We start from the raw sequence: 25,244 nt of genomic DNA, 5'->3' as shown, positions 1-25,244 counted from the left end.
TTCTGTTAGTCTGCTGACCCTACGGCAGGTTGGGAAGCGGGGCGTTCGGGCATCTTCCCCTTGCACTTTACGTAAACGTAAATACATTTTGCGGGTATAAATCGCATCGCGTCCCGGTCATCGGAGAGGACTTAATCCATGGAAGCCTATATCTACGACACCGTCAGGACGCCCCGGGGCCGGGGCAAGACCGACGGGTCGCTGCATGAGATCACCCCCATCCAGCTTGCGACGCAGGTGCTGGAAGGCATACGTGATCGCAACGGCATCGACACCGCGGATGTGGACGACGTCATACTGGGCTGCGTCACGCCGGTGGGCGAGCAGGGCGCGGACATCGCGCGCGTCGCGGTGCTGAACGCGGGTTACGCCCAGACCACGCCGGGCGTACAGATCAGCCGCTTTTGCGCTTCGGGGCTCGAAGCGGTGAACATGGCCGCGGGCAAGGTCGTATCGGGCGAAGCGGATTTCGTCGTCGCGGGCGGCGTCGAATCCATGAGCCGGGTGCCGATGGCGTCGGATGGCGGCGCATGGGCCATGGACCCGGCCGTCGCCTACAAAACCTATTTCGCGCCGCAGGGCATCGGCGCGGACGTGATCGCGACCAAATTCGGCTTTTCGCGGGATGATGTCGACGCCTATGCGGTGGAGAGCCAGCGGCGCGCGAAGATGGCATGGGACGAAGGGCGCTTCGCCAGATCCATCCTGCCGGTGAAAGACATTATCGGCCGCATCGCGCTGGACCATGACGAACATATGCGGCCAGACGCCACGATGCAGTCGCTCGCCGCCCTGAAACCCAGCTTCGCCGCGCTGGGCGAGGATATGCCGGGCTTCGATACGGTGGCGCTGCTGCGCTACCCGGAACTGGAGAAGGTCGATCATGTCCACCATGCAGGCAACAGTTCCGGCATCGTCGACGGCGCCGCCGGCGTACTGGTCGGCAGCAAGGCGATCGGCGAGAAATATGGGCTGAAACCGCGCGCGCGCATCCGCGCGGCGGCCTCCATAGGGTCCGAACCGCTCATCATGCTGACCGGGCCGGAGTTCGTCGCGGGCAAGCTGCTCACGCGCGCGGGGATGAGCAAGGCCGACATCGACCTGTGGGAACTGAACGAAGCCTTTGCCGCCGTGGTGCTGCGCTACATGCAGGCGATGGACCTCGACCATGGCCTGATCAACGTCAATGGCGGCGCGATCGCCATGGGACACCCGCTGGGCGCGACCGGCGCGATGGTGCTGGGCACGGCGCTGGATGAACTGGAGCGGACGGGCAAGGGCACCGCGCTCGTCAACCTGTGCGTGGGCGCGGGCATGGGCACCGGCACGATCATCGAGCGTATTTGAGGCATTCAAAACACCCCGTCCGGGCTGTTGAAGCCCGGTTCGCAAGCGCCCTTCGACAGGATCAGGGCGAACGGAGAATGGGGAAGGAGACAGGATATGAGCACCATCACATTCGACATTGACGGCGACGGCATTGCCACGCTGACCATCGACGTGCCCGGTCAGTCGATGAACGTCATCGGCCCGGATTTCATCACCGATCTGGACGCGGCGATCACGCGCATCGCGTCGGAAGAAGCCATCAAGGGCGCCGTCATCGCGTCGGGCAAGGACAGCGGCTTCATGGCCGGCATGGACCTGAAATTTCTGGGCGCGATGCTGGCAAGCGCGGAAGGCGAACGCCCCGCCCCCGCCGATATATTCGACAAGGTGTTCGTGCTGAACCAGCTTTTCCGCCGTCTGGAAACCTGCGGCAAGCCGGTGGCCTGCGCCATTGAGGGCACCTGCGTCGGCGGCGGGCTGGAACTGGCGATGGCCTGTCATCGGCGCGTGGTGGGGGATAGCCCCAAGACGCAGTTGGGATTGCCCGAAATACTGATCGGCCTGTTTCCCGGCGGTGGCGGGTCGCAGCGCATGACGCGCCTGATGGGGGTGCAGGCGGCGCTGATGTATATGTTGCAAGGCAAGCTGTTCCGGCCCGCCGAAGCGGCGATGCTGAAAGTTGTCGATGAAGTGGTGCCGCAGGGCACGGCGCTGGACACGGCAAAGGCGTGGGTGAAGGCGAATCCGACCGCATCGGTGCAGCCATGGGATGTGAAGGGCTTCAAAATTCCGGGCGGCGCGGGTGGGTTCAACCCCGCTTTCGTGCAGACCATGGCGGGCGCCGTGCCGATGACCCTCAAGCAGACGCAGCGCAACATGAACGCGCCCATCGCTTTGCTGTCAGCAGTCTATGAAGGCGCGATACTGCCCATTGATCAGGCGATCCGGATCGAGAGCAAATATTTCGCCAAGGTCGCCGCCGACCCGCAGGCGAGCAACATGATCCGCAGCCTGTTCGTCAACAAGCAGGCCGCCGAACGCGGCGCGCGCCGCCCCAAGGACCAGCCCAAGGCGCCGACGAGGAAGCTCGCCATGCTGGGCGCGGGCATGATGGGCGCAGGCATCGCCACGGTCGCCGCGCAGGCGGGGATGGAGGTCGTGCTGTTCGACCGGGATCAGGCCTATGCGGAAAAAGGCAAAGCGCATGTCGAGGAGCAGTTAAGCAAGCGGCTCGGCAAGGGCATGACGCCGGAGAAGATGGCGGAGACGCTGGCCCGCGTGACGCCGACGACCGACTATGCGGGGCTGGCCGGGGCGGATTTCGTGATCGAGGCGGTGTTCGAGGATGTCGCCATCAAGGCGGAAGTCACGAAAAAGGTCGAGGAAGTGCTGGGCGCGGATGTGATCTTTGGCTCCAACACGTCGACGCTGCCGATCACCAAGCTGGCGAAGGCGTGGAGCAAGCCGGCGAATTTCATCGGCATCCATTTCTTCTCGCCGGTCGAGAAGATGCCGCTGGTAGAAATCATCCTGGGGCGCGAAACCGGCCCCGCCGCCATCGCCAAGGCGCTGGATTTCGTGGCGCAGATCAAGAAAACGCCCATCGTCGTCAATGACTCGCGCGGCTTCTATACCTCGCGCTGCTTCGGCACCTATGTGCAGGAAGGTGTGGAGATGGTGGCCGAAGGGGTCAATCCGGCGCTGATCGAAAATGGTGGGCGGCAATTGGGGATGCCCGTGGGGCCGCTGGCCGTGGGCGACGAGGTTTCCATCGAGCTGGGCAACAAGATCGTGCTCGCGGCGAAGAAGGAACTGGGCGATGCCTATGTCGCGCAGCGGTCCGACGAATTGATGGCGCAGATGGTGGAATTGGGCCGTTTGGGGCGCAAGAGCGCGAAGGGATGGTATGACTATCCCGAAGACGGGAAGAAGCATCTGTGGCCCGGGCTGGCCGAACTGTTCCCGCTGGCCGCCGATCAGCCCGATGTGGAGGCCGTGAAGGAGCGGCTGCTCTATCGGCAACTGATCGAATGTGCCCGCTGTTTCGAGGAGGGCGTGCTGGAGACGCCGGAGGATGGCGATATCGGCGCGATCTTCGGCTGGGGCTTTGCGCCCTGGACCGGCGGGCCGTTCAGCCACATGGATACGGTCGGCATCGCGCATGTGGTGGCGGTGCTGGACCGGCTGGCGGCAGCGCATGGCGAACGGTTCGCGCCGACGAAGCAATTGCGGGAGATGGCGGCGAGCGGCGCGACCTTCTATCGCCCCGCTCCGTCCCGCGCCGCGGCATAAACAGGCTGACAATCCCCCTCCCCCTCGGCTAGGTCTTCCCGGAACATCCGGGGAGACCTTCTTTTTATGAGCGAAAAGCCGACGATATTGGTGACGGGCGGGGCCGGTTATATCGGCAGCCATGCGGTGCTGGCGCTGAAGGACGCGGGCTATGGCGTGGTGGTGATCGACAACCTCGTCACCGGCTTCGATTGGGCGGTGCCCGATGGCGTGCCGCTGGTGCGGGGCGATATCGCCGATCAGCCGTTGGTGGAGGCGGCTTTGCGGGACCATGGCGTCAAGGCGATCATGCATTTCGCCGGTTCAGTCGTGGTGCCAGAGTCTGTCGAAAACCCATTGAAATATTATCATAATAACAGCGCAAAGACCCGCGACCTGATCGAAAGCACGGTGCGGGTGGGCGTGCCGCATTTCATCTTCTCCTCGACGGCGGCGACCTATGGGATACCGGAGGAAAGCCCGGTCAGGGAGACGACGCCGCAACGGCCGATCAACCCTTATGGCATGTCGAAGCTGATGACCGAATATATGCTGCGCGACGTGAGCGCGGCGCATGGCATGAACTTCTGCGCGCTGCGCTATTTCAACGTGGCGGGGGCCGATCCGCAGGGGCGCAGCGGACAATCGACGGCGGGCGCGACGCATCTCATCAAGGTGGCGGTGGAGGCGGCCCTGGGGAAGCGCGATGGCGTCAGCGTGTTCGGGACGGATTTCGATACGCCCGACGGGACGGGTGTGCGCGACTATATCCATGTGACCGATCTGGCCGCCGCGCATGTGCTGGCGCTGGAGGCGCTGATGGCGAAGCCGGAGCGGAATTACCTGCTGAACTGCGGCTATGGCCGGGGCTTTTCCGTGCTGGAGGTGCTGGACGCCGTGGACCGCGTGACCAACATCAAGATCGAACGGCGGATGGAAGGACGGCGGGCGGGCGATCCGGACTCGCTGATTTCCGATAACCGAGCGATTATGAATGAATTTCCGTGGGAGCCGCGCCATGCCGATCTGGAGCAGATCGTGACGCACGCTCTGGCGTGGGAACGCAAGCTCAGTGAGATTCGCGGGGCATGAGCGAGGCGAGCGTCCGGGCCTTTTTCGCGGAGAAGGCGCCTGATGTGCCGATCATCGACCAGGGCGTGAGCACGGCGACGGTGGTGGAAGCCGCCGCCGCGCTGGGCGTGGAACCGGCGCGGATCGCCAAGACGCTGTCGCTGCGGGTGGGCGGCCAGGTCGCGCTGGTGGTGGCGCGGGGCGATGCGCGGCTGAGCAACGGCAAGGCGAAGGCGGCGCTGGGCGCAAAACCCCGGATGCTGGGCGCGGAAGAGGTCGAAGCGATCACCGGGCATCCGGTGGGGGGCGTGTCCCCCTTTGGGCTGGCCGCTCCCCTGCCCGTCTATTGCGACGTGAGCTTGCAGGCGTTCGAAACGGTGTTTCCGGCGGCGGGATCGCGCACCGCTTCGGTGGAACTGACGCCGGCGCGGCTGGCGGAACTGACGGACGCGCGGTGGATCGACGCCTGCACCCTGCCCGAGGAAGTGGCGTGAGCAGGCCTATCGAGCATGTCTTTGCCGATGGCGCGGCGACGGCGCAGAATCTGGCGCGGCGGATCGGCGCGGTGCTGGGCGAAGCGATCGCGGCGCGGGGCGTGGCGGGCATCGCGCTGTCGGGCGGGCGATCCCCCCGGCCGGTGCTGAGGGCGCTGTCGGGGCTGCAGCTCGACTGGGGCAAGGTGGTCGTGACGCTGGTGGACGAACGCTGGGTCGCGCCGGACCATGCGGACAGCAATGAGAGGTTGATCCGCGAGACGCTGCTGACCGGCGCGGCGGCCAAGGCGCGGTTCGTGGCGATGAAGAATGACGCGACGGATGCCTATGCCGGGGCGGCGGCTTGCGAGGCGGTTTTCGCGGCGCTGCCCTGGCCATTGGACATCGTGCTGCTGGGCATGGGGGAGGATGGACATACCGCCTCGCTCTTCCCGCAAGCGAGGGAACTGGCGGAGGGCCTTTCCACGCAAGCGCGCGTGCTGGCGATGACGCCGCCCGCCGCGCCGCACCAGCGCATGTCGCTGAGCGCCAGCGCGATTGTGGATAGCCGTCATATCTTCCTCCAGATCGGCGGGGCGGCGAAGAAAGCCGTCTATGACCGCGCGCTGGCGGGAGGGTCTGTCGAGGAACTGCCGATCCGGCTGGCGCTTTGTCAGGACAAGGTGCCGGTGGAGGTGTGGATCAGCGATTGAGCCTGCCAAGGGACGGCAGAAACGCCCCCTTGGCTCATCAGGCCGCTATGCGCCTTTCTTTTTCTTCTGATCGATCAGAACCGCCTGTTGCCATCGGCCCGGTGCCTTGTCGGTACGGTGGATGCACCCTGCCCAGCAGCAGGGCCGTTTCTTTCCCTCCAGCAGTTCTTCACGGGTTCGATCAATACGGCGCTGGCGCGTCCCCGCCTGTTTCGCATCATCGACCCAGCAGATGAACTCATTCCGGCCAAGCGGCGTCAAGCCTTCCCACAATCCGAAGACTTTCGAATCCGCTTGCAAGGCCGTCTGGAGGTCTTCGCCTGCTTCATGCACAGTGCCATGGGGAAAAGAATTTGCCACGAAACCTCCACGCAATGCCGGCCGACAGTTGATTTCATCAGGCCTGGAAAGGCGGCTTTTGAGTTTGGCCGCGGGATAAGGGAATGTCCGCCATCGGTCGTTTCCAGTCCTGCCGATTTATGAACGCGGGATCTGGTTTAGGGTGCATGCCTCCCGCGCCAGCGCCTCGATCCTTGCGGGGTCGATGGGGCCTTTGGGCACGACCCAGCTTCCGCCGACGCATTGGACGAAGGGCTCGGCCAGCCATTTGGGCGCGCTTTCCGGCGTGATGCCGCCGGTGGGGCAGAAGCGGGCTTCGTGGAGGGGGGCGGCGAGCGCCTTAAGCGCGGGCAAGCCGCCGGAGGTTTCCGCCGGGAAGAATTTGAAGTGGGTGAGGCCCATGTCCATGCCGCGCATGATGTCGCCTGCCGTCGCCGTGCCGGGGAGGAAGGGGATGTTCGCGGCGATGGCTGCCCGGCCCAGCGGATCGGTGAGGCCGGGGCTGACGATGAAGCGCGCGCCTGCTTCCATGGCGGCGTCAAGCTGACGTGGGTTAAGGACGGTGCCCGCGCCGACGACGGCGCCTTCGACCTTGGCCATTTCGCGGATGACATCCAGCGCGGCGGGGGTCCGCAGGGTCACTTCCAGCGCGGGGAGACCGCCCTTCACCAGCGCCTGCGCGATGGGGAGCGCGTCCTCCACACGTTCGACCACCAGCACAGGGATCACCGGGGCCAGCGCCATCACCTGTTCAACGCTGAGCGACATTCACTTCTTCTCCCGAAAGGCGGCGGCGGCGCCGAAAAGCCCGATCTCGTCATGCAGGGCGAGGCGGATGGGCACGGATTTCATGAGGCTTTCGAAACGGCCCTTGGCGGTGAAACGGCTGTGGAAACCGCTTGGAGGCAACAGGTCGCGCATCCGCTGCGTGAGGCCGCCCGCCAGCACGACCGCATGAGGGCCGTGCGCCAGCGCCAGATCGCCCGCCACCGCGCCATAGCAGAGGCAGAAACGGTCGAAGGCGGCGCGGGCGAACGGGTCGCTGTCCTCCAACGCCGCCTGCCACAGTTCGGCGTCTTCCATCAGCAGGATGCGTTCATGGCCGATGGTGGCCATCGCCTTGTAGATATTGTTGAGGCCGGGGCCTGAGACGATGCGCTCGACGGATACGCGGAGGAACTTGTCGCGGAGGTAGGCGAGGATTTTCTCCTCCATCGTGTCGAGCGGGGCGAAATCCAGATGGCCGCCTTCTGTCGCGATGACATGGGGGACGCCGTCGTCATAGGCGATCATCGCGACGCCAAGGCCCGTGCCGGGGCCGATCACGGTGACGCCTCCATCGGCGGGGAAAGGCCGGTCCTCACCGAAAAGCAGCGGCAGGTTTTCAGGCGGCAGGCGCGTGACGGCATGGGCGACCGCCTCGAAATCGTTGACGAGGCGCATCTGGTCGAGGCCCAGTTCCTCGTCCAGCGTGTCGGGGCGGATCACCCAGTTGCTGTTGGTGAGCTTGATGACGTTACGGCCGATGGCGGTGGCGAAGGCGATGGAGGCGGCTTTGGGCAGGTCGCCCCCTTCCTCCGCCGCGAAGGCCGCCCAGCAGGCTTGCAGGCTGGAAAAGTCGGCGACCTTATATTTCCGGATTTCGCCGAGCGTGGGGACGCCCTGTGCGTCGAGGCTGGCGCGGGCGAAGCGGGCGTTGGTGCCGCCGATGTCGGCTGCGATGATGTCCGTCATGATCCAAGCTCACTTTCCATCGCCGCGAGGATGGGCGACGCGCCTGCTTCGGCCAGATCGCTGTGCTGGCGGAAGAGGGCGAACAATTCGCGGCCTGTGTCATAGGGTGGCGGCGGGGCTTGGGGCATGGTGCGGGCGTCCCATTGCGCGGCATCGACCAGCGCCTCGATAGAGCCGGTCTGGGCGCAGACGCGGACCATATCGCCATCGCGCAGTCGGGCGATGGGGCCGTCGCCCAGCGCTTCGGGCGAAAGGTGGATGGCGGCGGGCACCTTGCCGCTCGCGCCGGACATGCGGCCGTCCGTCACCAATGCGACCTTGAAGCCGCGATCCTGCAACACGCCGAGCGCGGGGGTGAGCTTGTGCAGTTCGGGCATCCCGTTGGCGCGCGGGCCCTGGAAGCGGACCACGACCACCACGTCGCGCTCCAGTTCCCCGGCCTTGAAGGCGCGCAGCACATCGTCCTGATCGTGGAAGATCGCCGCGGGTGCTTCGATGGTCCAGCGCGACGGATCGACCGCGCTCACCTTCATGACGCAGCGGCCGAGATTGCCGGACAGCAGCTTCATGCCGCCGTCCGGGCTGAAGGGGCTGGAGACGGGACGCAGCATCGCTTCGTCGCGGGAGGCGGGAACGTCGCGCCACAAGAGCGCCTCATTCTCCAGCACCGGCTCCTTGCCATAGTCGGTGAGGTCGGCGCGGGCGACGGTCAATATGTCGCGGTGGAGCAGGCCGTTGTCGAGCAGCTCGCGGATGACATAGGCCATGCCGCCCGCCGCCTCGAACGCGTTCACATCGCCCGAGCCATTGGGATAGATACGCGCCAACAGCGGCACCACGTCCGACAGTTCGGCGAAATCGGTCCAGTCGACGCTGATCCCCGCTGCCCGCGCTATGGCGGGCACATGGATGGCGTGATTGGTGGAGCCGCCGGTCGCCATCAGGCCTATGATCGCGTTCACGATAGCCTTTTCGTCGATGCAATGGCCGAGCGGGCGATAATCCTCGCTGTCCCAGCCGATGCCGGCGAGGCGGTGGACGGCGGCGCGGGTGATTTCGGTCCGCAGCTTCGTGCCGGGGTTGATGAAGGCCGCGCCGGGCATGTGGAGGCCCATCACCTCCATCATCATCTGGTTGCTGTTCGCCGTGCCGTAGAAGGTGCAGGTGCCCGCGCCGTGATAGCTGGCGCTTTCGGCTTCCAGCAGTTCCTCCTTGCCGACCTTTCCTTCGGCATAGAGCTGGCGGATGCGGACCTTTTCCTTGTTGGCGAGGCCCGAGGGCATGGGGCCGGAGGGAACCAGGATCGTCGGCAAATGGCCGAAGCGCAGCGCGCCGATCAGGAGGCCGGGCACGATTTTGTCGCAAATGCCGAGCAGCAGCGCGCCTTCGAACATGGCGTGGCTGAGCGCCACCGCCGTCCCCAGCGCGATGGTGTCGCGGGAGAAGAGCGACAGGTCCATGCCCGCCTGCCCCTGCGTCACGCCGTCGCACATGGCGGGGACGCCGCCTGCGACCTGCGCCGTGGCGCCGACCTCGCGCGCGGCGATCTTGATCGCTTCGGGATAGCGGCCATAGGGCTGATGGGCGGAGAGCATGTCGTTATAGGCGGTGACGATCCCCATGTTCATCGCCCGGCCGGTGCGGATGACGGGCTTGTCGTCGCCGCTCGCCGCGAAGGCGTGGGCGAGGTTGCCGCAACTGAGCTGCGCGCGGTTGGTGCCCGCGTCGCGGCCCCGCTCGATCAGGTCGAGATATTGGCGGCGGCGCGGGGCGCTGCGCCTGATGATGCGGTCGGTGACTTTGGCGATCACCGGGTTGAGGTCAGTCATGCCAGCTTGCTCCATCGCGTTCGATAAGGGCAATGGCTGAGGACGGCCCCCAGTTCCCCGATGCATAGGGCGAAACCTTCATTCCGGCGGCTTTCCAGCCGTCGATGATGGAATCGATCCAGGTCCATTGCGCCTCCACCTCGTCGCGGCGGACGAACAGCGTCTGGTCGCCCGCCAGCAGGTCCAGGATCAGCCGCTCATAGGCGATGCGGCGGCGCTGCCCGGCGAAGGCGGCGGTCAGCGACACGTCCAGCGACACTTCATCCAGATGCACCTGCCGTTCGAGGCCGGGGCGTTTGCTCATGATGAGCAGGCGGATATATTCCTCCGGCTGAAGGCGGATGATGAGCGTGTTGGGTTCCAGCCCCGAACCATGGCCGTCGCGGCCGAAGATGGAATGACGCACCGGCTTGAACTGGATCAGGATTTCCGACTGGCGGGCGGGCATCCGCTTGCCGGTGCGGAGGTAGAAGGGCACGCCCTGCCAGCGCCAGTTGTCGATATGGGCTTTCAGGGCCACGAAGGTTTCGGTGTCGGAGGGCTTCCCCAGTTCGTCGGCATAGCCGGTGACGATCTGCCCGCCGACCGCGCCGGGCGTATATTGGCCGCGCACGCTGTGGGTCTTGACCGTTTCGGCGGTCATGGGACGCAGGGAGCGCAGCGCCTTCACCTTCTCGTCACGCACGGAGGTGGGGTCCATGCGCGCGGGCGGCTCCATGGCGATGATCGACAGGATCTGGAGCACATGGTTCTGCACCATGTCGCGCAACGCGCCCACGCCGTCATAATAGGAGACGCGGCCTTCCAGCCCCACCGTTTCGCCCACGGTGATCTGCACATGGTCGATGGCGCTGGCGTTCCACAGCGGCTCGAACATCACATTGCCGAAGCGCAGCGCAAGCAGGTTCTGGACCGTTTCCTTGCCGAGATAATGGTCGACGCGGAAAATCTGATCTTCGGCGAACAAGGCGCCGATGCCGTCATTCACCTGTTTCGAGGATGCCAGATCCTTGCCGATGGGTTTTTCCATGGCGATGCGGGTTTTAGGCGTGATGATCCCCGCTTGCGCCAACCCCTGCGCGGTGGGCGCGAATAGCGAGGGCGGGGTCGAAAGATAAACGCAAAGGCCGCGATCCAGCCGCCCGTCCAGCCGCCTGGCCAGCGCCGAGAATTGCTCCGCATTGCCCGCCTCCACCGGCTGATAGGAGATGATGGCGGCCAGCCGGTCGGCCACGGCGGCATCATAACGATCCGCCGGCAGGAATTTGGGCAGGCTGTCCTTTATGTCGGCGCGAAACATATCGTCGCTCATCTCGGAACGGCCCGACGCGATGACGAGGAAGTCGTCCGGCAGCAATCCGTCCGCCAGCAGATTGTAGAGCGAGGGAAAGATCATCCGGTGCGCGAGATCGCCAGTGGCGCCGAATAGCAGGAATGTGGCAGACGGTTCGGTCAAAAGGGACGCCCTTTTCCGTTGGAGTGTCAGGTCTACGCGAAGCGTGCCGCCAAATGGGCCGCTTTCGAGACACGCGCAGGCTATCGGGCCGCGTCCGCTCCCGCAATATGAGGAGCGGCATTTATCCCTTCAAATCCCGCAGGATGATTTTTGGCTGGACGCCTGCCGCGCTTTTTGCCATCTGGCGCTCCCCAACCATGCGCGGGCGTGGTGAAATTGGTAGACGCGCCGGACTCAAAATCCGGTTCCGCAAGGAGTGTCGGTTCGAGTCCGACCGCCCGCACCATTTTAGTTGGCCTCAGACGCTGGCCGGCTTGCTATCATGTCCCCGTTGGCGCGGCGCATTGCTGCAGTTTCTCAAGATGAGAATCGAAGGGGTTGAAACCCGCGATCACGGGATGGCCGGTTTGCGGACATTCTTTTCCCTTCTCCCCTTGGGGAGAAGAATATGAAGCCTTACTCGCGTAGCGGGTTAGGCACAGTTGGATGAAGGGGAAGGAGGCGAAGCTGCGCGCTATCCAGCGAGCGGCGCATACCCCATCACCCAGCTACGACTAGACAGCAAGCTGCCAAGTCTCCGCAACCCTCTCCCCCAAGGGGCGAGGGATAAATTATGCCCCCTCCCCCATAGCCGCCGTTCCGCGAGGGAATTGCAGACTGCCTATGCCTCTTCACATCCCTGCGCCGCGAACCAGGGGATCATGCGGGCGATGGCGTCTTCGACCCGATCGGTGGATACGGCGAAGCTGAAGCGGATGTGACGCTGGCCGTCCACCGGATCGAAGTCGATGCCGGGGGCGGCGGCGACTCCGGTTTCGCGCAGCAGCTTCTGGCAGAAGGACAGGCTGTCATGGGTGAGGTGGCCGACATCGGCGTAGATGTAGAAAGCCCCGTCCGGCGGCGCTATTTCCTTGAGGCCAAGCGCGGGGAGCGCCTCCAGCAACAACTCCCGGTTGCGGCGATAGGTGGCGACATGGCCCTCCAGTTCTTCCGCGCAGTCCATGGCGATCAGCCCGGCATGTTGCGCGAGGGACGGCGGCGTCAGGAACAGGTTTCCCATGCGCGCCCGCGCCGCGTCGATCAGATCGGGCGGCACCACGATCCAGCCCAGCCGCCATCCGGCCATGCTGAAATATTTGGAAAAGCTGTTCACGATGATGGCGCCGGGCGCATATTCCAGCATGGAATGGGCAGGCTCGCCATAAGACAGGCCGTGATAGATCTCATCCGAGACGATGCGGACGCCGCGCTGCGCGCAGACCTGCGCGATGGCGGCCAGTTCCTCCGCCGGGATGATGGTGCCGGTCGGATTGGCGGGGCTGGCGAGGATCAGACCGTCAGGCGCCGGATCGAGCTTCCGTAACGCCGCCGCGCTGATCTGGTAGCGGTCCGCGGGGCCGCAATCGACCTCCTCCACCTCCAGATAGAGGGCCTTGAGCGTATTGCGATAGGCAACATAGCCCGGCCGCGCCGTCGCCACCTTAGCCCCCGGCGCGAACAGGCAGGACAGCGCCAGCACCAACCCCGGCGATGCGCCGCAGGTGAGCAATATCCGTTCCGGGTCGACCGTCACGCCATGGCGTTCGTCATAGAGCCGCGCGATACGGTTCTTGAGCGCGGGGCTTTCCCAATAGCCCATCGGATCGCTGTCGAGGATGTCATGCGCCGCTGCGATGGCGGCGGCGGGCGCGCCGGTCGAAGGCTGGCCAAATTCCATGTGGAGGATGGAGCGCCCCTCCGCTTCCAGCCGATGAGCTTCGCGGCTGATGGCAATGGCGTGGAAGGGGTCGATGCAGGCGATCATGAGCGCCTGACTAAAGAGCGCGCCGCCGCCTCGCAACCTTGGCGTGCGATCCGCGTTTCAGGGAGGTGAGCGAAACCGTCCTTGACGCATTTCAATATTATGGCGCGGGGGCGGCGACGCTGGCGGCGCTGGTCGTGTCGCTGCATCTGGGACGACGCATCACCGGATGGGCCTTTGTGCTGTTCGTCACTTCGTCCGTCGCGCTGATCCTCTGGGGGTTTCTGGCGCAGGACAGCGAAGGCATCGGGTGGCAGAATGTGGCGCTGTTGATCATCAACATGATCGGCGTGTGGCGCTACCTTTTTTCAAAACACAAGCCGAAGGATTGAAGCGGCACAAGCGCCATTGCGCGCCGCGCCGCCGCCCCCTAGATGGAAGGCCATGATCTCGCGCCGGCTGCTAACCTCCATCGCCCTTTTCCTGTCCGGCTGCGCGGGGACGCAGCAGGGCTACCCTTCGCTGGCCAAGCGGGCGGTGGAAGGCGCGCCGATGGCCGAAGTGGCGCCGCCGCCCGCCCCGGCCGCCGCCGACCCGGCATTGAAGGCACAGATCGACAAGCTGTCCGCGCAGGCGCAGGCAGGGAAAGCCGCGTTCGATCAGGCTTATGTAGCGGCAGATCGCGCCACGCAGGCGGCAAGGGGCGCAGCGGTATCGAGCGAAGGCTGGGTCGCGGCGCAGGTCGCGATCAGCACGCTGGAATCAACGCGCAACGACAGCGTGTCCGCGCTCGCCAGCCTCGACACGCTTTATGTCGCACGGAGCAACGCCATTGCCGAGGGCCAGGAGCAGGGCGGCACCGATGAGATCGACGCAGCGCGGTCGAAGGCTCTGGCGATTGTCGATGGGCAGAATGACCGGCTGGACGCGCTGAAAGGGCGATTGGTTCAGCCCTGATTCCCTTTAGCGCGCGGCCTTGATCGCGCCTTTGTGCGCCTTTCCATTGTGGACATAATGCTCGACGCCTTCGCGCATGCCGATCAGCGCCTCGTCCGAAAGCTCGCGCATATATTTGGCAGGGCGGCCTGCCCATAGCTGACGGTGAGGGACCGTCTTGCCCGGCGACAACAGCGCCCCGGCGGCAAGCATCGCGTCGCTTTCCACCACGCCGCCGCTCATCACCACCGACGACAGGCCGATAAAGGCGCGGTCCAGCAACGTGCAACCATGGATCATCGCCATATGGCCGATCAGCACCTCCTCCCCGATCAGGGTCGGATAGCCCTCCGCCGGGCCATGTCCGCCTTCGTCAGGGCTGTCGCAATGGACCACGGTGCCGTCCTGAATATTCGTCCGCGCGCCGATGCGGATGCGGTTCACGTCGGCGCGGATGACGCAATTATACCAGATGGAAACATCCTCCCCGATCTCCACATCGCCGATGATGCGGCATCCCGGCGCGATAAAGGCGCTGGGATGGATGACCGGCATCTTGCCGTTGAAGGGGATGATCGTCGTTCCGGGATGGTCGGTCATGGCAGGCATCCTCAATCGGGTCTGGCTATGCTGTAGGGGCGTGGGGCGCGACATCAGCCATGAAGCAGACGCGCGGCGTGGAGCGCGTGATAGGTGAGCACGCCCGAACAGCCCGCCCGCTTGAACGCCATCAGCGTTTCGAGCACCAGCGCGTCGCGGTCCCCTGCCCCGGCGGCCACGGCGGCCTCGATCATCGCATATTCGCCCGACACCTGATAGGCAAAGACGGGCACGGCGAAGGCGGCCTTCACCCGGGCGATGATGTCGAGATAGGGCAGGCCCGGCTTCACCATGACGCTGTCCGCGCCTTCCTCCAGGTCGAGGGCGACTTCGCGCAGCGCCTCCTCGCTGTTGGCGGGGTCCATCTGATAGCTTTTCTTGTCGCCCTTGAGCAGCCCGCGCGATCCCACCGCGTCGCGGAACGGGCCATAGAAGACGCTCGCATATTTGGCGGAATAGGCCATGATCTGCACATTGGCATGGCCTTCCTCCTCCAGCGCCTCGCGGATCGCGCCGATGCGACCGTCCATCATGTCGCTGGGCGCGATGATGTCCGCGCCCGCCGCCGCCTGATTGAGCGACTGGCCGATCAGCATGTCGATGGTGGCGTCGTTCAGGACATAGCCCGCTTCGTCCAGCAGGCCATCCTGCCCATGCGCGGTATAGGGGTCGAGCGCCACGTCCGTCAGGATGCCGATGTCGGGCACCGCGTCCTTGATGGCGCGGATGGCGCGGCACATGAGATTGTCGGGATTGAGCGCTTCGACGCCGTCGTCGCTGCGGCGTTCGGGCTGGGTGTTGGGGAACAGCGCGAGGCAGGGGATGTCGGCGTCGCGAGCTTCCTTCGCGCGCTGAACCATCAGGTCGACCGACCAGCGCGACACGCCGGGGAGCGCGGCGATGGGTTCCTCCACCCCCTGCCCTTCGGTCACGAACAGCGGCCAGATGAAATCGGCGGGGCTGAGGCGGTTTTCGGCGTGCATCGCCCGGCTCCAGGCCGAAGCGCGGGGGCGGCGCAGACGCAGCGCCGGATAGGAAGCATAGGTCATGGGCGCGGTTTAGGCCCCTCCCCGCCGTGGATCAAGCGAAGGTGGGAAAGGAGGAAGCCGACGCGGTTACTCGCAAGCCTGTATATCTTCCTCTTCAAGGGAAAGCGGCCGCGCAGCGCGCTGACGGTGGGGTATCCCGCTATCGAGAGGGCATCACCCCACCACCATCGCTTCGCGGCGGTCCCCCCTCCCCTTGCAGGAGGATTTTAGTGCCGTTGGCGAATCGTTCGGCCACTACCGGCCACTAAAGGCTTGGAACCGAAAGCGCCTTTCTGTATTAACAACACAATACAGTTAAGGAGTGTGCGATGCCCAAGTCCCTTTCCTTGTCCGCGCTGCTGCTGGCGGGCCTTTCCCTGATGACGACGGCCTGTTCGAAGGAGGGCGGCGGCAATGCAACGCCTGCGAGCGATCAGAGCGCGCACGCGGCACAGGATTGGTCGGCGCTCAAGGACTTTACCGCAATCGACGCCGTGGGGCCGGATGATGTGGTCGTGATCATTGGCGACGGCTTTGCCGTCAGGGCGGAAGGCGACCCCAACGCCATCGAAAAACTTGAGATCGCCGTCAACGATGGGCGGTTGAAGATTGGGCGCAAGTCGCAATGGACCGGCTCCAGCGACAGGGGCGCAACCGTTCGCGTCACCATGCCCGCCATCGCCGCCGTGACGCTGACCGGCTCCGGGGATTTCGACCTCGACCGGGCGGAGGGCCAGGCACTGGACCTGTCGCTGACGGGATCGGGCGACATGGAGATCGGGGCGGTGAAGCTACGCAAGCTGAAGGCCGATATTACCGGGTCCGGCTCCATCGAGATTGCAGGCACGGCGGATGAAGGCAAGCTGTCCCTCACCGGGTCGGGCGACATCGACGGCGAAAAGCTGAAACTGGGCAAGGCGGATGCCTCATTGATGGGCAGCGGCGACATGGGCTTTGCGTCCGATGGCCCGGTTGCTATCAACATCATGGGACCGGGCAATGTTACGGTGAAGGGCAAGGCGCAATGCAGGACAAGCGGCATCGGACCGGGCGAGGCGCGCTGCGCGCCCTGATCCTCATCGGCATGGCGGGATCGGGCGTTTCGGCGGAGGCGGCGAGCCGGGGCTATACCATCACCAGCTTCGACGAGATTCGGGTCGAAGCGCCGGTGAACGTGATCGTCGCCACCGGCATGGGGCCATCCGCCCGTGCCGATGGCGATCTGCACATGCTGGACCGGCTGAAAGTCGATGTTTCGGGGCGGATGCTGTCCATCACCATGGAACGGGCGCAGCCGGGCGAAAGCGGTGGTGGCCCGGTGACGCTGCGTCTGTCGACAGGCGCGCTGGAGCGGATCGTGCTGACGGGCGGCGGTTCCGTGAACGTCAACCGGATGAAGGGCCTGCGCGGCGAGATCGTGATGGGTGGCAATGGCGATGTCAGTGTGGATGCGGTCGAACTGGACCAGCTTGACCTGGGCCTTGCGGGTGGGGGCCGGGCTACGCTGAACGGCCGTGCGGGCGTCGCGAATATCCGCGTCACCGGTCCCGGCACGGTGTCGGCCGAGGGACTTGTCGCGCGGCAGGCCAGCATCGGCAATGAAGGCGCGGGCAGCGTTTCCATCACCGCAGACGTGAACGCCAGTGTGATCGCATCGGGATCGGGCGACGTCACGGTCGCGGGCAAGGCCGCGTGCAGCGTCGACAATCGCGGGATCGGCCGCATCGGTTGCGGCGGTAAATCCTTCTAGGTCGGCGCGGCGCGGAAGGCTTCGCACATATAGGCTTATCGAAGTTTTTACCGGCGCGCGGCTAAAGAGGCAGCCGATATGAAAAAGCCGGCCTTCAGCAAACGTCACCTGATCCTGCCCGTCGCCGCCTTGCTGGCGCCGCAGCCTGCCCATGCACAGGTCATCGCGGTAGCCGATAGCGGCGACACCGCCTGGATGATGCTGTGCGCCATGCTGGTGCTGCTGGCGGCGCTGCCGGGGCTGGCGCTGCGGCTGGCTGGTCTGTCTTCCGTACGGAGCGCCCTTTCGGCCGTGGCCGGAAATATGGGCGTCGCGGCGAGCGTGTCGCTGGTCTGGGCTATTGCCGCATACAGCCTGATCTATGCGCCGGGCGATGCGTGGCTGGGCGGAAGCGGCAATCTTTTGCTCTCCAATCTGGCCGCTTTGCGCGATAGCATGACGGTGCCGGAATCGGCCTTTGTCCTGTTTCAGATGAGCCTGGCCATCCTGGCGGCCTGTGTCGTTGGCGGCGCGGTGGTCGACCGGGCGCGAACTGGATGGATGATCCTGTTCGCGCCGCTCTGGCTGTTGCTCGTCTATGTGCCCACCGCCCATTGGATATGGGGCGGCGGCTGGCTGGCGGGACTGGGCGTCATGGATTTCGCGGGCGGGCTGACGGTGCATCTGTGCGCGGGCTTTTCCGCAATTTCATTGAGCCTGATCGCGGGACGGCGAGCCTCTGGCACCGCAAGCGGACATGCCCCCGCGCTGAGCATGGCGGGCGGCGCGCTGATCTGGCTGGGATCGGCGGGGAGCGTCGGCGGATGGGCGCTGGGCGCGACGGACGATGCGGCGACGGCCATCCTCAACGGCCATTTCGCGGCCTGCGCGGGCGCGCTGGGCTGGATGGTGCTGGACAAGGCGCTCGGCCGGCGAGGCACGGCGACGGGCGCCATTTCAGGCGCGCTGGCGGGCTTGGCGGCCATCGCTGCAAGCGCCGCGCTGGTGAGCACCGGCGGCGCGATGCTGATCGGCCTTGCAGCGGCGGTGATCTGCCGTGGTGTCAGCGGCCTTATGGGAAAGTCGGTGGACGATCCGGCGCATATTTTCGCGCTGCATGGGATAGGCGGGCTTGCGGGCGTCCTGCTGCTGCCGGTCTTTGTCCTGCCTGTGCTGGGCGGCGTCGGCTTTGAAGGCGCGGTCGACCTGAGCGGCGCGATGCTGAGCCAGGTCATCGGCGTGATCGTGGTCGCCCTGTGGTCCATGGCGGGGACGGCAATCGCGGCGCTTCTGATTTCCGTGGTTCTGCCCTTGCGGGTCAGCCCGGAGGAGGAGGAAAACGGGCTGGATACGGCGCTGCATGGCGAACAGGCCTGGGATTTCCGCTGAGGCATGACGGTCGCGGTCGGCATTTTCGCGCATCAGGAGGAACGGCGCATCGGCCTGTGCCTCGGCTCGCTGCCGCTGGATCGGCCGGACACGCGCTTTCACATATTGGTGAACGGCACCACCGACGCGACGGTGGAACGCGCGCAAGGATTCGCCGCGGGGCGGGCGCATGTCATCGTCCATGACATCGCGCAGGGCGGCAAGTCGCGGACATGGAATCATTTCGTGCATGAGCTGCTGAGCGGGGAAGAGGATGCCGTCATCTTCATGGATGGCGACGCGGAAATCACGTCAGGCTCCATTGATGCGCTGGTCGCGGACCTTGCGGCTCATCCGCAAGCCAATGCCGCCGCCGGTATGCCGGTCAACGGGCGGCAGGCCCAGATTTACCGGCGCAATCTGAAGGTGGAAGGCGGTCTGTTCGGCGACCTTTATGCCCTGCCCCGGCGATTCTTCGCCGCGATCCGGGAGCGGGGGCTGCGCCTGCCCGACGATCTGATCGGAGACGATGGAATGGTCGCCGCATGGGCGCACACCGATCTGGAGCGGGACGCGAACTGGGCGCCCGAACGGATCGTCGCCTGCGAAGGCGCGGGCTTTCGCTGCGAGCCGGTCAGCGTGTTCAGTCCGGCAAGCTGGCACATGCAATATCGGCGGATGCACAATTATTCGCTGCGCTATTTCCAGAATCGCATCCTGTCCGACATCATGGGACGGGAAGGCCCGGCGGGGCTGCCGCGCCGAATGGCAGAGCTGTACGGCGAATGGCTGCCGCGTTTCAGGCCCAGGGGCGGGATAACCGGCTGGTTCGATCGCAAGGCGCTCGCCCGGATGCGGGCGCAATCCTAACGGTCGCGGCCCGCCAGTTCCTTGTTGATGAACAGAGCGAGGCCAGTGACGACAGCGCCCGAGAACAGATAGGCGCCCGACGCCGCCAGCCCGAAGGTGGCGGACAAGGCGAGCGCGACGAGCGGCGCGAACCCCGCGCCCACCAGCCATGCAAGGTCAGACGTCAGTGCCGAGCCGGTATAGCGTGTCGCGCTGGAAAAGTTGGATGCGACGACCCCGGACGACTGGCCGAAGCTGAGGCCCAGAAGGATGAAGCCCAGCACCATGAAGGCGACTTCGGGCAGGTCGCCGCCGCTCAGCAGCAACGGCGCGGCGATGGAAAAAATGCCGATGCCAAGCGCCGAATAAGCCAGCAGGGAGCGGCGGCCGACCTGATCCGCGACGAAACCGGACACGATAATCGCAAGGATGCCGACGCAGGCGCCGATCATCTCGATACCCAGAAAGCGTTCGAGCGGCTGTTCCGTGTAAAGCGCGATCCATGAGAGTGGGAACACCGTCACCATGTGGAAGAGCGCGAAGCTCGCCAGCGGAGCGAAGGCCCCGATGACGATATTGCGCCCATCGCTGCGGATGGTTTCCAGCACGGGCGAGGGTTGAAGCTCCTTCGATTCGAACAGGCGCTCAAACTCATGGGTGACGACGATGCGGAGGCGGGCAAACAGAGCCACCACGTTGATCGCGAAGGCCACGAAGAAAGGATAACGCCAGCCCCAGTCGAGGAAATCCGCGCGCGACAGGGTAGACAGGAAGAAGGCGAACAGGCCACTCGCCACCAGTAGCGCGAGCGGCGCGCCAAGCTGCGGCATCATGGCGTACCAGCCCCGCTTGTTCTTCGGCGCATTGAGCGACAGCAGCGAGGCCAGGCCGTCCCAGGTGCCGCCCAGCGCCACCCCCTGCCCGCAGCGGAACAGCGCCAGCAGTGCCGCCGACCAGTGGCCGATGGTGTCATATCCCGGCAGGAAGGCGATGGCGGCCGTCGATCCGCCCAACAGGAAAAGGGCGATAGTGAGCTTCACGCCCCGGCCATATTGGCGGTCCACCCACATGAAGATGACCGAGCCGATGGGCCGCGTGATGAAGGCGAGCGCGAAGATGGCGAACGACCAGAGCGTCCCCGCGAGAGGGCTGAGATAGGGGAAGACGTGTGCGGGAAAGACGATGCAGGATGCGATGGCATAGACGAAGAAGTCGAAAAATTCCGAGGTGCGGCCGATCACGACGCCGATCGCGATTTCGCCGGGCGCGACGCGCTTGTGCCGTGCGGTTACGCTGCGCGCATCGCGTTCCATTGCGGTCGAACTGGGCGTGGTCGTCACGGAGGTCATGGTGTCTCGCTGGCCTTCAGTCTGCGGGAACGATCCATGCCGCATTTCGTTGCAACAAGTCGAATCGTACCGGTGGTCGAACAGGCCATGCCCTATTTTGCACCTGCGAGGGGATAGGACAAAAGGTCCAATGTCGATCCGTAAACACCCAGCCTATGCGGACAGCATGACCGTTCGCCGCTTCCTTGATCGTTCCGCATTTTTGCGTCGCCTCAGCCCTGCCCTGCTGCTGCCGCTGGGTGGCTGCGACTGGATTTTGATGAATCCTGCGGGCGATGTCGCATTGCAGCAGCGTAACCTGATCCTGATCTCCACCGCCCTGATGCTGCTCATCATCCTGCCGGTCATGGCGATGACCGTGTGGTTCGCGTGGCGCTATCGGGAAAAGGCGCAGGCCAAGGACCATGATCCCGACTGGGATCATTCCACGACGCTGGAACTGCTGATCTGGTCCGCGCCGCTGCTCATCATCATCGCGCTGGGCGCGATCACCTGGACCAGCACGCATCTGCTGGACCCATACCGCCCCATCGAGCGCATCGACCATGAGCGCAAGGTCGACCCGGCCGCCAAACGCCTGCAGGTCGAAGTGGTGGCGATGGACTGGAAATGGCTGTTCATCTACCCGGAACTGGGCATCGCGACGGTGAATGAGATGGCCGCGCCGGTCGACCAGCCGATCGAGTTCAAGATCACATCGTCCAGCATCATGAACAGCTTTTTCGTGCCCGCGCTGGCCGGACAGATCTATGCCATGCCGGGGATGCAGACGGTGCTGCATGCCGTCGCCAACAAGCCGGGAAATTTCGAAGGCTTTTCCGCCAATTATTCGGGCGCGGGCTTCTCCAACATGCGTTTCCGCTTTCACGCAATGGACAAGGCGGGCTTCGATCAGTGGGTCGCCAAGGTGAAGGCCAGCGGCGCCAGCCTTGACCGCGCCGCCTATGTGAAGCTGGAGCAGCCGAGCGAGAAGGTGCCGCCGATCTATTTCGGCAGCGTCGAGCCACACCTGTTCCACGCCGCGCTCAACATGTGCGTCCAACCGGGCAAGAAATGCATGGACGCGGTGATGATGACCGACGCCAGGGGCGGCGCGGGCAAGGAATCGGCCCGCGACACCGAAGGGCTGCGTCATGACGGCACCATCGATGTCGGCGGCTTCCATCCGGTCGAGCCGGGACGGGCGGGCGAGATCGCCCAGCCCGCGGGCATGACGCCCGCCGCCGAAAAGACTCCAGCAGAGCAGGGTCATCAGGCGCCGCACCAGCAGGATCAGGATGGGCATGAGGGCCATCATGGCATGTGATCCCCTGCCCCGCGTCCCAAGCGCCCGCCGTCCCTTCCCCCTTTCCTTTCGCCTGAAGGCTTGACCATGTCCCCTCATCCCGCCTCGGAAAATAGCGGCATCTGGAAACTGATCTTCGGACGGCTCGACTGGAGCGCGATTCCGATCCATGAGCCGATCCTGATCGGCACCTTCATCGCGGTCGCCATCGGCGGCGTCGCGGTGCTGGGCCTCGTCACCAAATATCGGCTGTGGGGCATGTTGTGGCGCGACTGGTTCACGACGGTCGATCATAAGCGCATCGGGATCATGTACATGATCCTGGGCCTCATCATGTTCGTGCGCGGCTTTGCCGATGCGGTCATGATGCGGTTGCAGCAGGCGATGGCCTTCAACGGATCGGAAGGCTATCTGAACGCCCATCACTACGATCAGATATTCACGGCGCATGGCGTCATCATGATCTTCTTCGTCGCGATGCCGATGATAACCGGGATCATGAACTATATGGTGCCGTTGCAGATCGGCGCGCGGGACGTGTCCTTCCCCTTCCTCAACAATTTCAGCTTCTGGATGACCACGGCGGGCGCCATCATCGTCATGATGTCGCTGTTCGTGGGCGAGTTCGCCCGGACGGGCTGGCTGGCCTATCCGCCGCTGTCCGGGATCGCCTACAGCCCCGGCGTCGGCGTCGATTATTATATATGGGGGCTACAGATAGCGGGCATCGGGACGCTGCTGTCCGGCGTCAACCTGATCGCGACCATCGTGAAGATGCGCGCGCCGGGCATGTCGATGATGAAGCTGCCGATTTTCGTGTGGACATCGCTCTGCGCCAACGTGCTGATCGTCGCGGCCTTCCCCGTGCTGACCGCCGTTCTGGCGCTGCTCAGCCTCGACCGCTATGTCGGGACGGCGTTCTTCACGAACGACATGGGCGGCAATCCGATGATGTATGTGAACCTCATCTGGATATGGGGCCACCCGGAAGTCTATATCCTCATCCTGCCGCTGTTCGGCGTGTTTTCCGAAGTCACCTCGACCTTCTCGAACAAGCGGCTCTTCGGCTATTCGTCGATGGTCTATGCAACGGTCGTGATCGCGATCCTGTCCTACCTCGTGTGGCTGCACCACTTCTTCACCATGGGGTCGGGCGCGAGCGTCAACAGCTTCTTCGGCATCACGACGATGGTGATTTCGATCCCGACGGGCGCGAAGCTCTTCAACTGGCTGTTCACCATGTATCGCGGACGCATCCGCTTCGAACTGCCGATGATGTGGACGGTCGCCTTCATGCTGACCTTCGTGGTCGGGGGCATGACCGGCGTGCTGCTGGCAGTGCCGCCCGCCGACTTCGTGCTGCACAACTCGCTGTTCCTGATCGCGCACTTCCACAACGTCATCATCGGCGGCGTGCTGTTCGGCCTGTTCGCGGCGATCAACTATTGGTGGCCCAAGGCATTCGGGTTCAAGCTGGACCGCAAATGGGGCGTCTACAGCTTCTGGCTGTGGGTCGTGGGCTTCTGGTTCGCGTTCATGCCGCTCTACATATTGGGCCTGATGGGCGTGACGCGCCGGATGCGGGTGTTCGACGATCCGAGCCTTCAGATATGGTTCGAGATCGCGGCGCTGGGCGCGGTCATGATCGCCGCCGGCATCGCCTGCATGTTCATCCAGTTCGGGGTCAGCATCAAGAACCGCGACAAGCTGCGCGACACCACCGGCGACCCGTGGAACGGCCGCACACTGGAATGGGCGACCAGTTCGCCCCCGCCCGACTATAACTTCGCCTTCACGCCGGTCATCCATGACGGCGACGCATGGGCGGACATGAAGAAGCGCGGATATCAGCGCCCCACCAGCGGGTTCGAGCCGATCCATATGCCGAGCAACACCGGCACGGGGGTCATCATCGCGGGGCTTTCCATCGCCTTTTCGGTCGGCATGATCTGGTACATGTGGTGGCTTGCGGGATTGAGCTTCGTCGGCATCCTGGCCGTCGCGATCGGCCATACCTTCAACTATAAGCGCGACTTCCATATCCCCAGGGACGTGGTCGAGCGCACCGAGGGCGAGCGCACCCGTCAGCTCGCGATGCAGGGCTAATATCATGGCAAGCGCACCCACCGTAGACCCCGCCTTCCTCGACAAGGACGGCAAGCCGCTCTTCCACCTGGAGCATGAACCGCATCATCCGGAAGGGTCCAGCACCATGCTGGGCTTCTGGATGTATCTGATGAGCGATTGCCTCATCTTCGCCTGCCTGTTCGCGACCTATGCCGTGCTGGGCGGCAATTATGCGGCGGGACCGGGGCCGAAAGACCTGTTCGACCTGTCGCTGGTGGCTTTGAACACGGCGATGCTGCTGTTCTCTTCCATCACCTATGGTTTTGCCATGCTGGCGGTGGAAAAGAACCGGATCGGCGCGACGCAGGGATGGCTGGCGATCACAGGGCTGTTCGGCCTCGCCTTTCTCGGCATCGAACTTTATGAGTTCGCGCATCTGATCCATGAGGGCGCGACGCCTATGCGGTCGGGCTTCCTGTCCGCCTTCTTCGCGCTGGTCGGCACGCACGGGCTGCACGTCACCTTCGGCATCATCTGGCTGGTGACGCTGATGGTGCAGGTCGCCAAAAAGGGCCTGATCCCCGCCAATCAGCGTCGGTTGATGTGCCTTTCGATGTTCTGGCACTTTCTGGACGTCATCTGGATCGGCGTCTTCACCTTCGTTTACCTGATGGGGATGCTGCGATGAGCGCGCACGAACAGAGCAATCACGGTCATCATGACGATGGCCATGCCCATGGCACTTTCGGCAGCTATATGATCGGTTTCGGCCTGTCGGTGATCCTGACGGCCATCCCTTTCTGGCTGGTGATGACGGGTTATTTCGCCAATCCGCAGACGACCGCTATCGTCATCATGGCCTTTGCCGTGGTGCAGATCGTGGTGCACATGATCTACTTCCTGCACATGAACACCCGGTCGGAAGGCGGATGGACGATGATGGCGCTGATCTTCACGCTCGTGCTGGTCGTCATCACGCTGGCCGGGTCGATGTGGGTCATGTATCACCTCAATCATAATATGATGCCCCAGATGCAGGGTATGAGCGCGCATGACATGAGCCAGATGCCGTGACGG

At 64.5% G+C, this 25,244-nt stretch carries 24 protein-coding genes and 1 tRNA gene; 16 read left to right on the top strand and 9 right to left on the bottom strand.

All coding sequences use genetic code 11. The annotated features are described in order from the left end of the window. Window positions 1–138: 138 nt before the first annotated feature. The 5 genes from LDB26_RS06275 to pgl all read left to right on the top strand — a co-directional run bounded on the left by LDB26_RS06275 (window position 139) and on the right by pgl (window position 5,857). Window positions 139–1,347 (top strand): acetyl-CoA C-acetyltransferase, encoded by a 1,209-nt coding sequence (locus LDB26_RS06275; protein ID WP_257541158.1) that lies wholly within the window; start codon window positions 139–141, stop codon window positions 1,345–1,347. A 96-nt stretch (window positions 1,348–1,443) separates the two neighbouring features. Then, window positions 1,444–3,621 carry a 3-hydroxyacyl-CoA dehydrogenase NAD-binding domain-containing protein gene (locus LDB26_RS06270; protein ID WP_257541156.1) on the top strand — a complete coding sequence of 726 codons (2,178 nt, stop codon included), beginning with the start codon at window positions 1,444–1,446 and terminating at the stop codon, window positions 3,619–3,621. A 66-nt stretch (window positions 3,622–3,687) separates the two neighbouring features. Beyond that, window positions 3,688–4,692: a UDP-glucose 4-epimerase GalE gene (galE, locus tag LDB26_RS06265; protein WP_257541154.1), complete on the top strand. Its 1,005-nt coding sequence runs from the start codon at window positions 3,688–3,690 to the stop codon at window positions 4,690–4,692. After that, window positions 4,689–5,165: a YbaK/EbsC family protein gene (locus LDB26_RS06260; protein ID WP_257541152.1), complete on the top strand. Its 477-nt coding sequence runs from the start codon at window positions 4,689–4,691 to the stop codon at window positions 5,163–5,165. The genes galE and LDB26_RS06260 overlap by 4 nt, the downstream gene beginning before the upstream one ends. Then, window positions 5,162–5,857, top strand: coding sequence for a 6-phosphogluconolactonase (gene pgl, locus LDB26_RS06255; protein WP_257541150.1), 696 nt, complete (start codon window positions 5,162–5,164; stop codon window positions 5,855–5,857). Before LDB26_RS06260 ends, pgl begins: the two co-directional genes overlap by 4 nt. 45 nt (window positions 5,858–5,902) lie before the next feature. On the opposite strand, the gene LDB26_RS06250 is transcribed toward pgl, so the two are convergent. The 5 genes from LDB26_RS06250 to zwf form a co-directional block, all read right to left on the bottom strand. Then, window positions 5,903–6,217, bottom strand: coding sequence for a YdeI/OmpD-associated family protein (locus tag LDB26_RS06250; RefSeq protein ID WP_257541148.1), 315 nt, complete (start codon window positions 6,215–6,217; stop codon window positions 5,903–5,905). A 117-nt stretch (window positions 6,218–6,334) separates the two neighbouring features. Continuing rightward, window positions 6,335–6,964 (bottom strand): bifunctional 4-hydroxy-2-oxoglutarate aldolase/2-dehydro-3-deoxy-phosphogluconate aldolase, encoded by a 630-nt coding sequence (eda, locus tag LDB26_RS06245; RefSeq protein ID WP_257541146.1) that lies wholly within the window; start codon window positions 6,962–6,964, stop codon window positions 6,335–6,337. Next, window positions 6,965–7,930, bottom strand: coding sequence for a glucokinase (gene glk / locus LDB26_RS06240; RefSeq protein ID WP_257541144.1), 966 nt, complete (start codon window positions 7,928–7,930; stop codon window positions 6,965–6,967). After that, entirely contained in the window at window positions 7,927–9,759 is a 1,833-nt protein-coding gene (edd, locus tag LDB26_RS06235; protein WP_257541141.1) for a phosphogluconate dehydratase, read from the bottom strand. The genes glk and edd overlap by 4 nt, the downstream gene beginning before the upstream one ends. Next, on the bottom strand, window positions 9,752–11,215 hold the full coding sequence (gene zwf, locus LDB26_RS06230; protein WP_257541139.1) for a glucose-6-phosphate dehydrogenase: 1,464 nt from the start codon (window positions 11,213–11,215) through the stop codon (window positions 9,752–9,754). Before zwf ends, edd begins: the two co-directional genes overlap by 8 nt. Window positions 11,216–11,416: 201 nt before the next feature. Between zwf and LDB26_RS06225 the strand changes: the two genes are divergently transcribed. Further along, window positions 11,417–11,501 (top strand) — tRNA-Leu (locus LDB26_RS06225). A gap of 375 nt (window positions 11,502–11,876) precedes the next feature. Here the strand turns inward: LDB26_RS06225 and LDB26_RS06220 are convergent. Next, window positions 11,877–13,019: a pyridoxal phosphate-dependent aminotransferase gene (locus LDB26_RS06220; protein WP_257541137.1), complete on the bottom strand. Its 1,143-nt coding sequence runs from the start codon at window positions 13,017–13,019 to the stop codon at window positions 11,877–11,879. 65 nt (window positions 13,020–13,084) lie between these two features. Between LDB26_RS06220 and LDB26_RS06215 the strand changes: the two genes are divergently transcribed. Beyond that, window positions 13,085–13,348 (top strand): hypothetical protein, encoded by a 264-nt coding sequence (locus LDB26_RS06215; RefSeq protein ID WP_062068708.1) that lies wholly within the window; start codon window positions 13,085–13,087, stop codon window positions 13,346–13,348. A gap of 52 nt (window positions 13,349–13,400) precedes the next feature. Further along, window positions 13,401–13,913 carry a hypothetical protein gene (locus LDB26_RS06210; RefSeq protein ID WP_257541135.1) on the top strand — a complete coding sequence of 171 codons (513 nt, stop codon included), beginning with the start codon at window positions 13,401–13,403 and terminating at the stop codon, window positions 13,911–13,913. A gap of 6 nt (window positions 13,914–13,919) precedes the next feature. Here the strand turns inward: LDB26_RS06210 and LDB26_RS06205 are convergent, their stop codons facing one another. Together LDB26_RS06205 and hemB are read right to left on the bottom strand one after the other, a co-directional pair. Beyond that, on the bottom strand, window positions 13,920–14,492 hold the full coding sequence (locus tag LDB26_RS06205) for a gamma carbonic anhydrase family protein (RefSeq protein ID WP_062064746.1): 573 nt from the start codon (window positions 14,490–14,492) through the stop codon (window positions 13,920–13,922). A gap of 53 nt (window positions 14,493–14,545) precedes the next feature. Next, complete coding sequence (gene hemB, locus LDB26_RS06200) at window positions 14,546–15,541, bottom strand: porphobilinogen synthase (RefSeq protein ID WP_257541133.1); 996 nt, start codon at window positions 15,539–15,541, stop codon at window positions 14,546–14,548. 308 nt (window positions 15,542–15,849) lie between these two features. Between hemB and LDB26_RS06195 the strand changes: the two genes are divergently transcribed. From LDB26_RS06195 to LDB26_RS06180, 4 genes are all read left to right on the top strand, one after another. Next, a complete protein-coding gene (locus LDB26_RS06195; protein ID WP_257541131.1) occupies window positions 15,850–16,593 on the top strand; it encodes a head GIN domain-containing protein in 744 nt (247 codons plus the stop codon). Then, on the top strand, window positions 16,545–17,270 hold the full coding sequence (locus tag LDB26_RS06190) for a head GIN domain-containing protein (RefSeq protein WP_257541129.1): 726 nt from the start codon (window positions 16,545–16,547) through the stop codon (window positions 17,268–17,270). Before LDB26_RS06195 ends, LDB26_RS06190 begins: the two co-directional genes overlap by 49 nt. Window positions 17,271–17,348: 78 nt before the next feature. Further along, window positions 17,349–18,638 carry an ammonium transporter gene (locus LDB26_RS06185; protein ID WP_257541127.1) on the top strand — a complete coding sequence of 430 codons (1,290 nt, stop codon included), beginning with the start codon at window positions 17,349–17,351 and terminating at the stop codon, window positions 18,636–18,638. A gap of 3 nt (window positions 18,639–18,641) precedes the next feature. Next, window positions 18,642–19,487: a glycosyltransferase family 2 protein gene (locus LDB26_RS06180; RefSeq protein WP_257541125.1), complete on the top strand. Its 846-nt coding sequence runs from the start codon at window positions 18,642–18,644 to the stop codon at window positions 19,485–19,487. Here LDB26_RS06180 and LDB26_RS06175 read toward each other — a convergent pair. Further along, window positions 19,484–20,815 (bottom strand): MFS transporter, encoded by a 1,332-nt coding sequence (locus LDB26_RS06175; RefSeq protein WP_257541123.1) that lies wholly within the window; start codon window positions 20,813–20,815, stop codon window positions 19,484–19,486. The two genes, LDB26_RS06180 and LDB26_RS06175, sit on opposite strands and share 4 nt — an antisense overlap. Window positions 20,816–20,981: 166 nt before the next feature. Here LDB26_RS06175 and cyoA point away from each other — a divergent pair, with 166 nt between their 5' ends. The 4 genes from cyoA to cyoD all read left to right on the top strand — a co-directional run bounded on the left by cyoA (window position 20,982) and on the right by cyoD (window position 25,241). Beyond that, window positions 20,982–22,121 (top strand): ubiquinol oxidase subunit II, encoded by a 1,140-nt coding sequence (gene cyoA, locus LDB26_RS06170; RefSeq protein ID WP_257541991.1) that lies wholly within the window; start codon window positions 20,982–20,984, stop codon window positions 22,119–22,121. Between the two features lie 66 nt (window positions 22,122–22,187). Then, window positions 22,188–24,206: a cytochrome o ubiquinol oxidase subunit I gene (gene cyoB / locus LDB26_RS06165; protein ID WP_257541121.1), complete on the top strand. Its 2,019-nt coding sequence runs from the start codon at window positions 22,188–22,190 to the stop codon at window positions 24,204–24,206. 4 nt (window positions 24,207–24,210) lie between these two features. After that, the gene (gene cyoC / locus LDB26_RS06160) at window positions 24,211–24,855 is read left to right on the top strand and encodes a cytochrome o ubiquinol oxidase subunit III (protein WP_062064730.1); all 645 of its coding nucleotides are present in this window, start codon (window positions 24,211–24,213) and stop codon (window positions 24,853–24,855) included. Further along, window positions 24,852–25,241 carry a cytochrome o ubiquinol oxidase subunit IV gene (gene cyoD, locus LDB26_RS06155; protein WP_062064728.1) on the top strand — a complete coding sequence of 130 codons (390 nt, stop codon included), beginning with the start codon at window positions 24,852–24,854 and terminating at the stop codon, window positions 25,239–25,241. Before cyoC ends, cyoD begins: the two co-directional genes overlap by 4 nt. Window positions 25,242–25,244 lie beyond the last annotated feature (3 nt).

The sequence above is a fragment of the Sphingobium sp. CFD-1 genome, from assembly GCF_024611115.1.
Taxonomy (GTDB): Bacteria; Pseudomonadota; Alphaproteobacteria; order Sphingomonadales; family Sphingomonadaceae; genus Sphingobium; species Sphingobium baderi_A.
The sequence above is the reverse complement of the archived record's forward strand: the minus strand, read 5'-3'. Positions and strand labels throughout refer to the sequence as shown.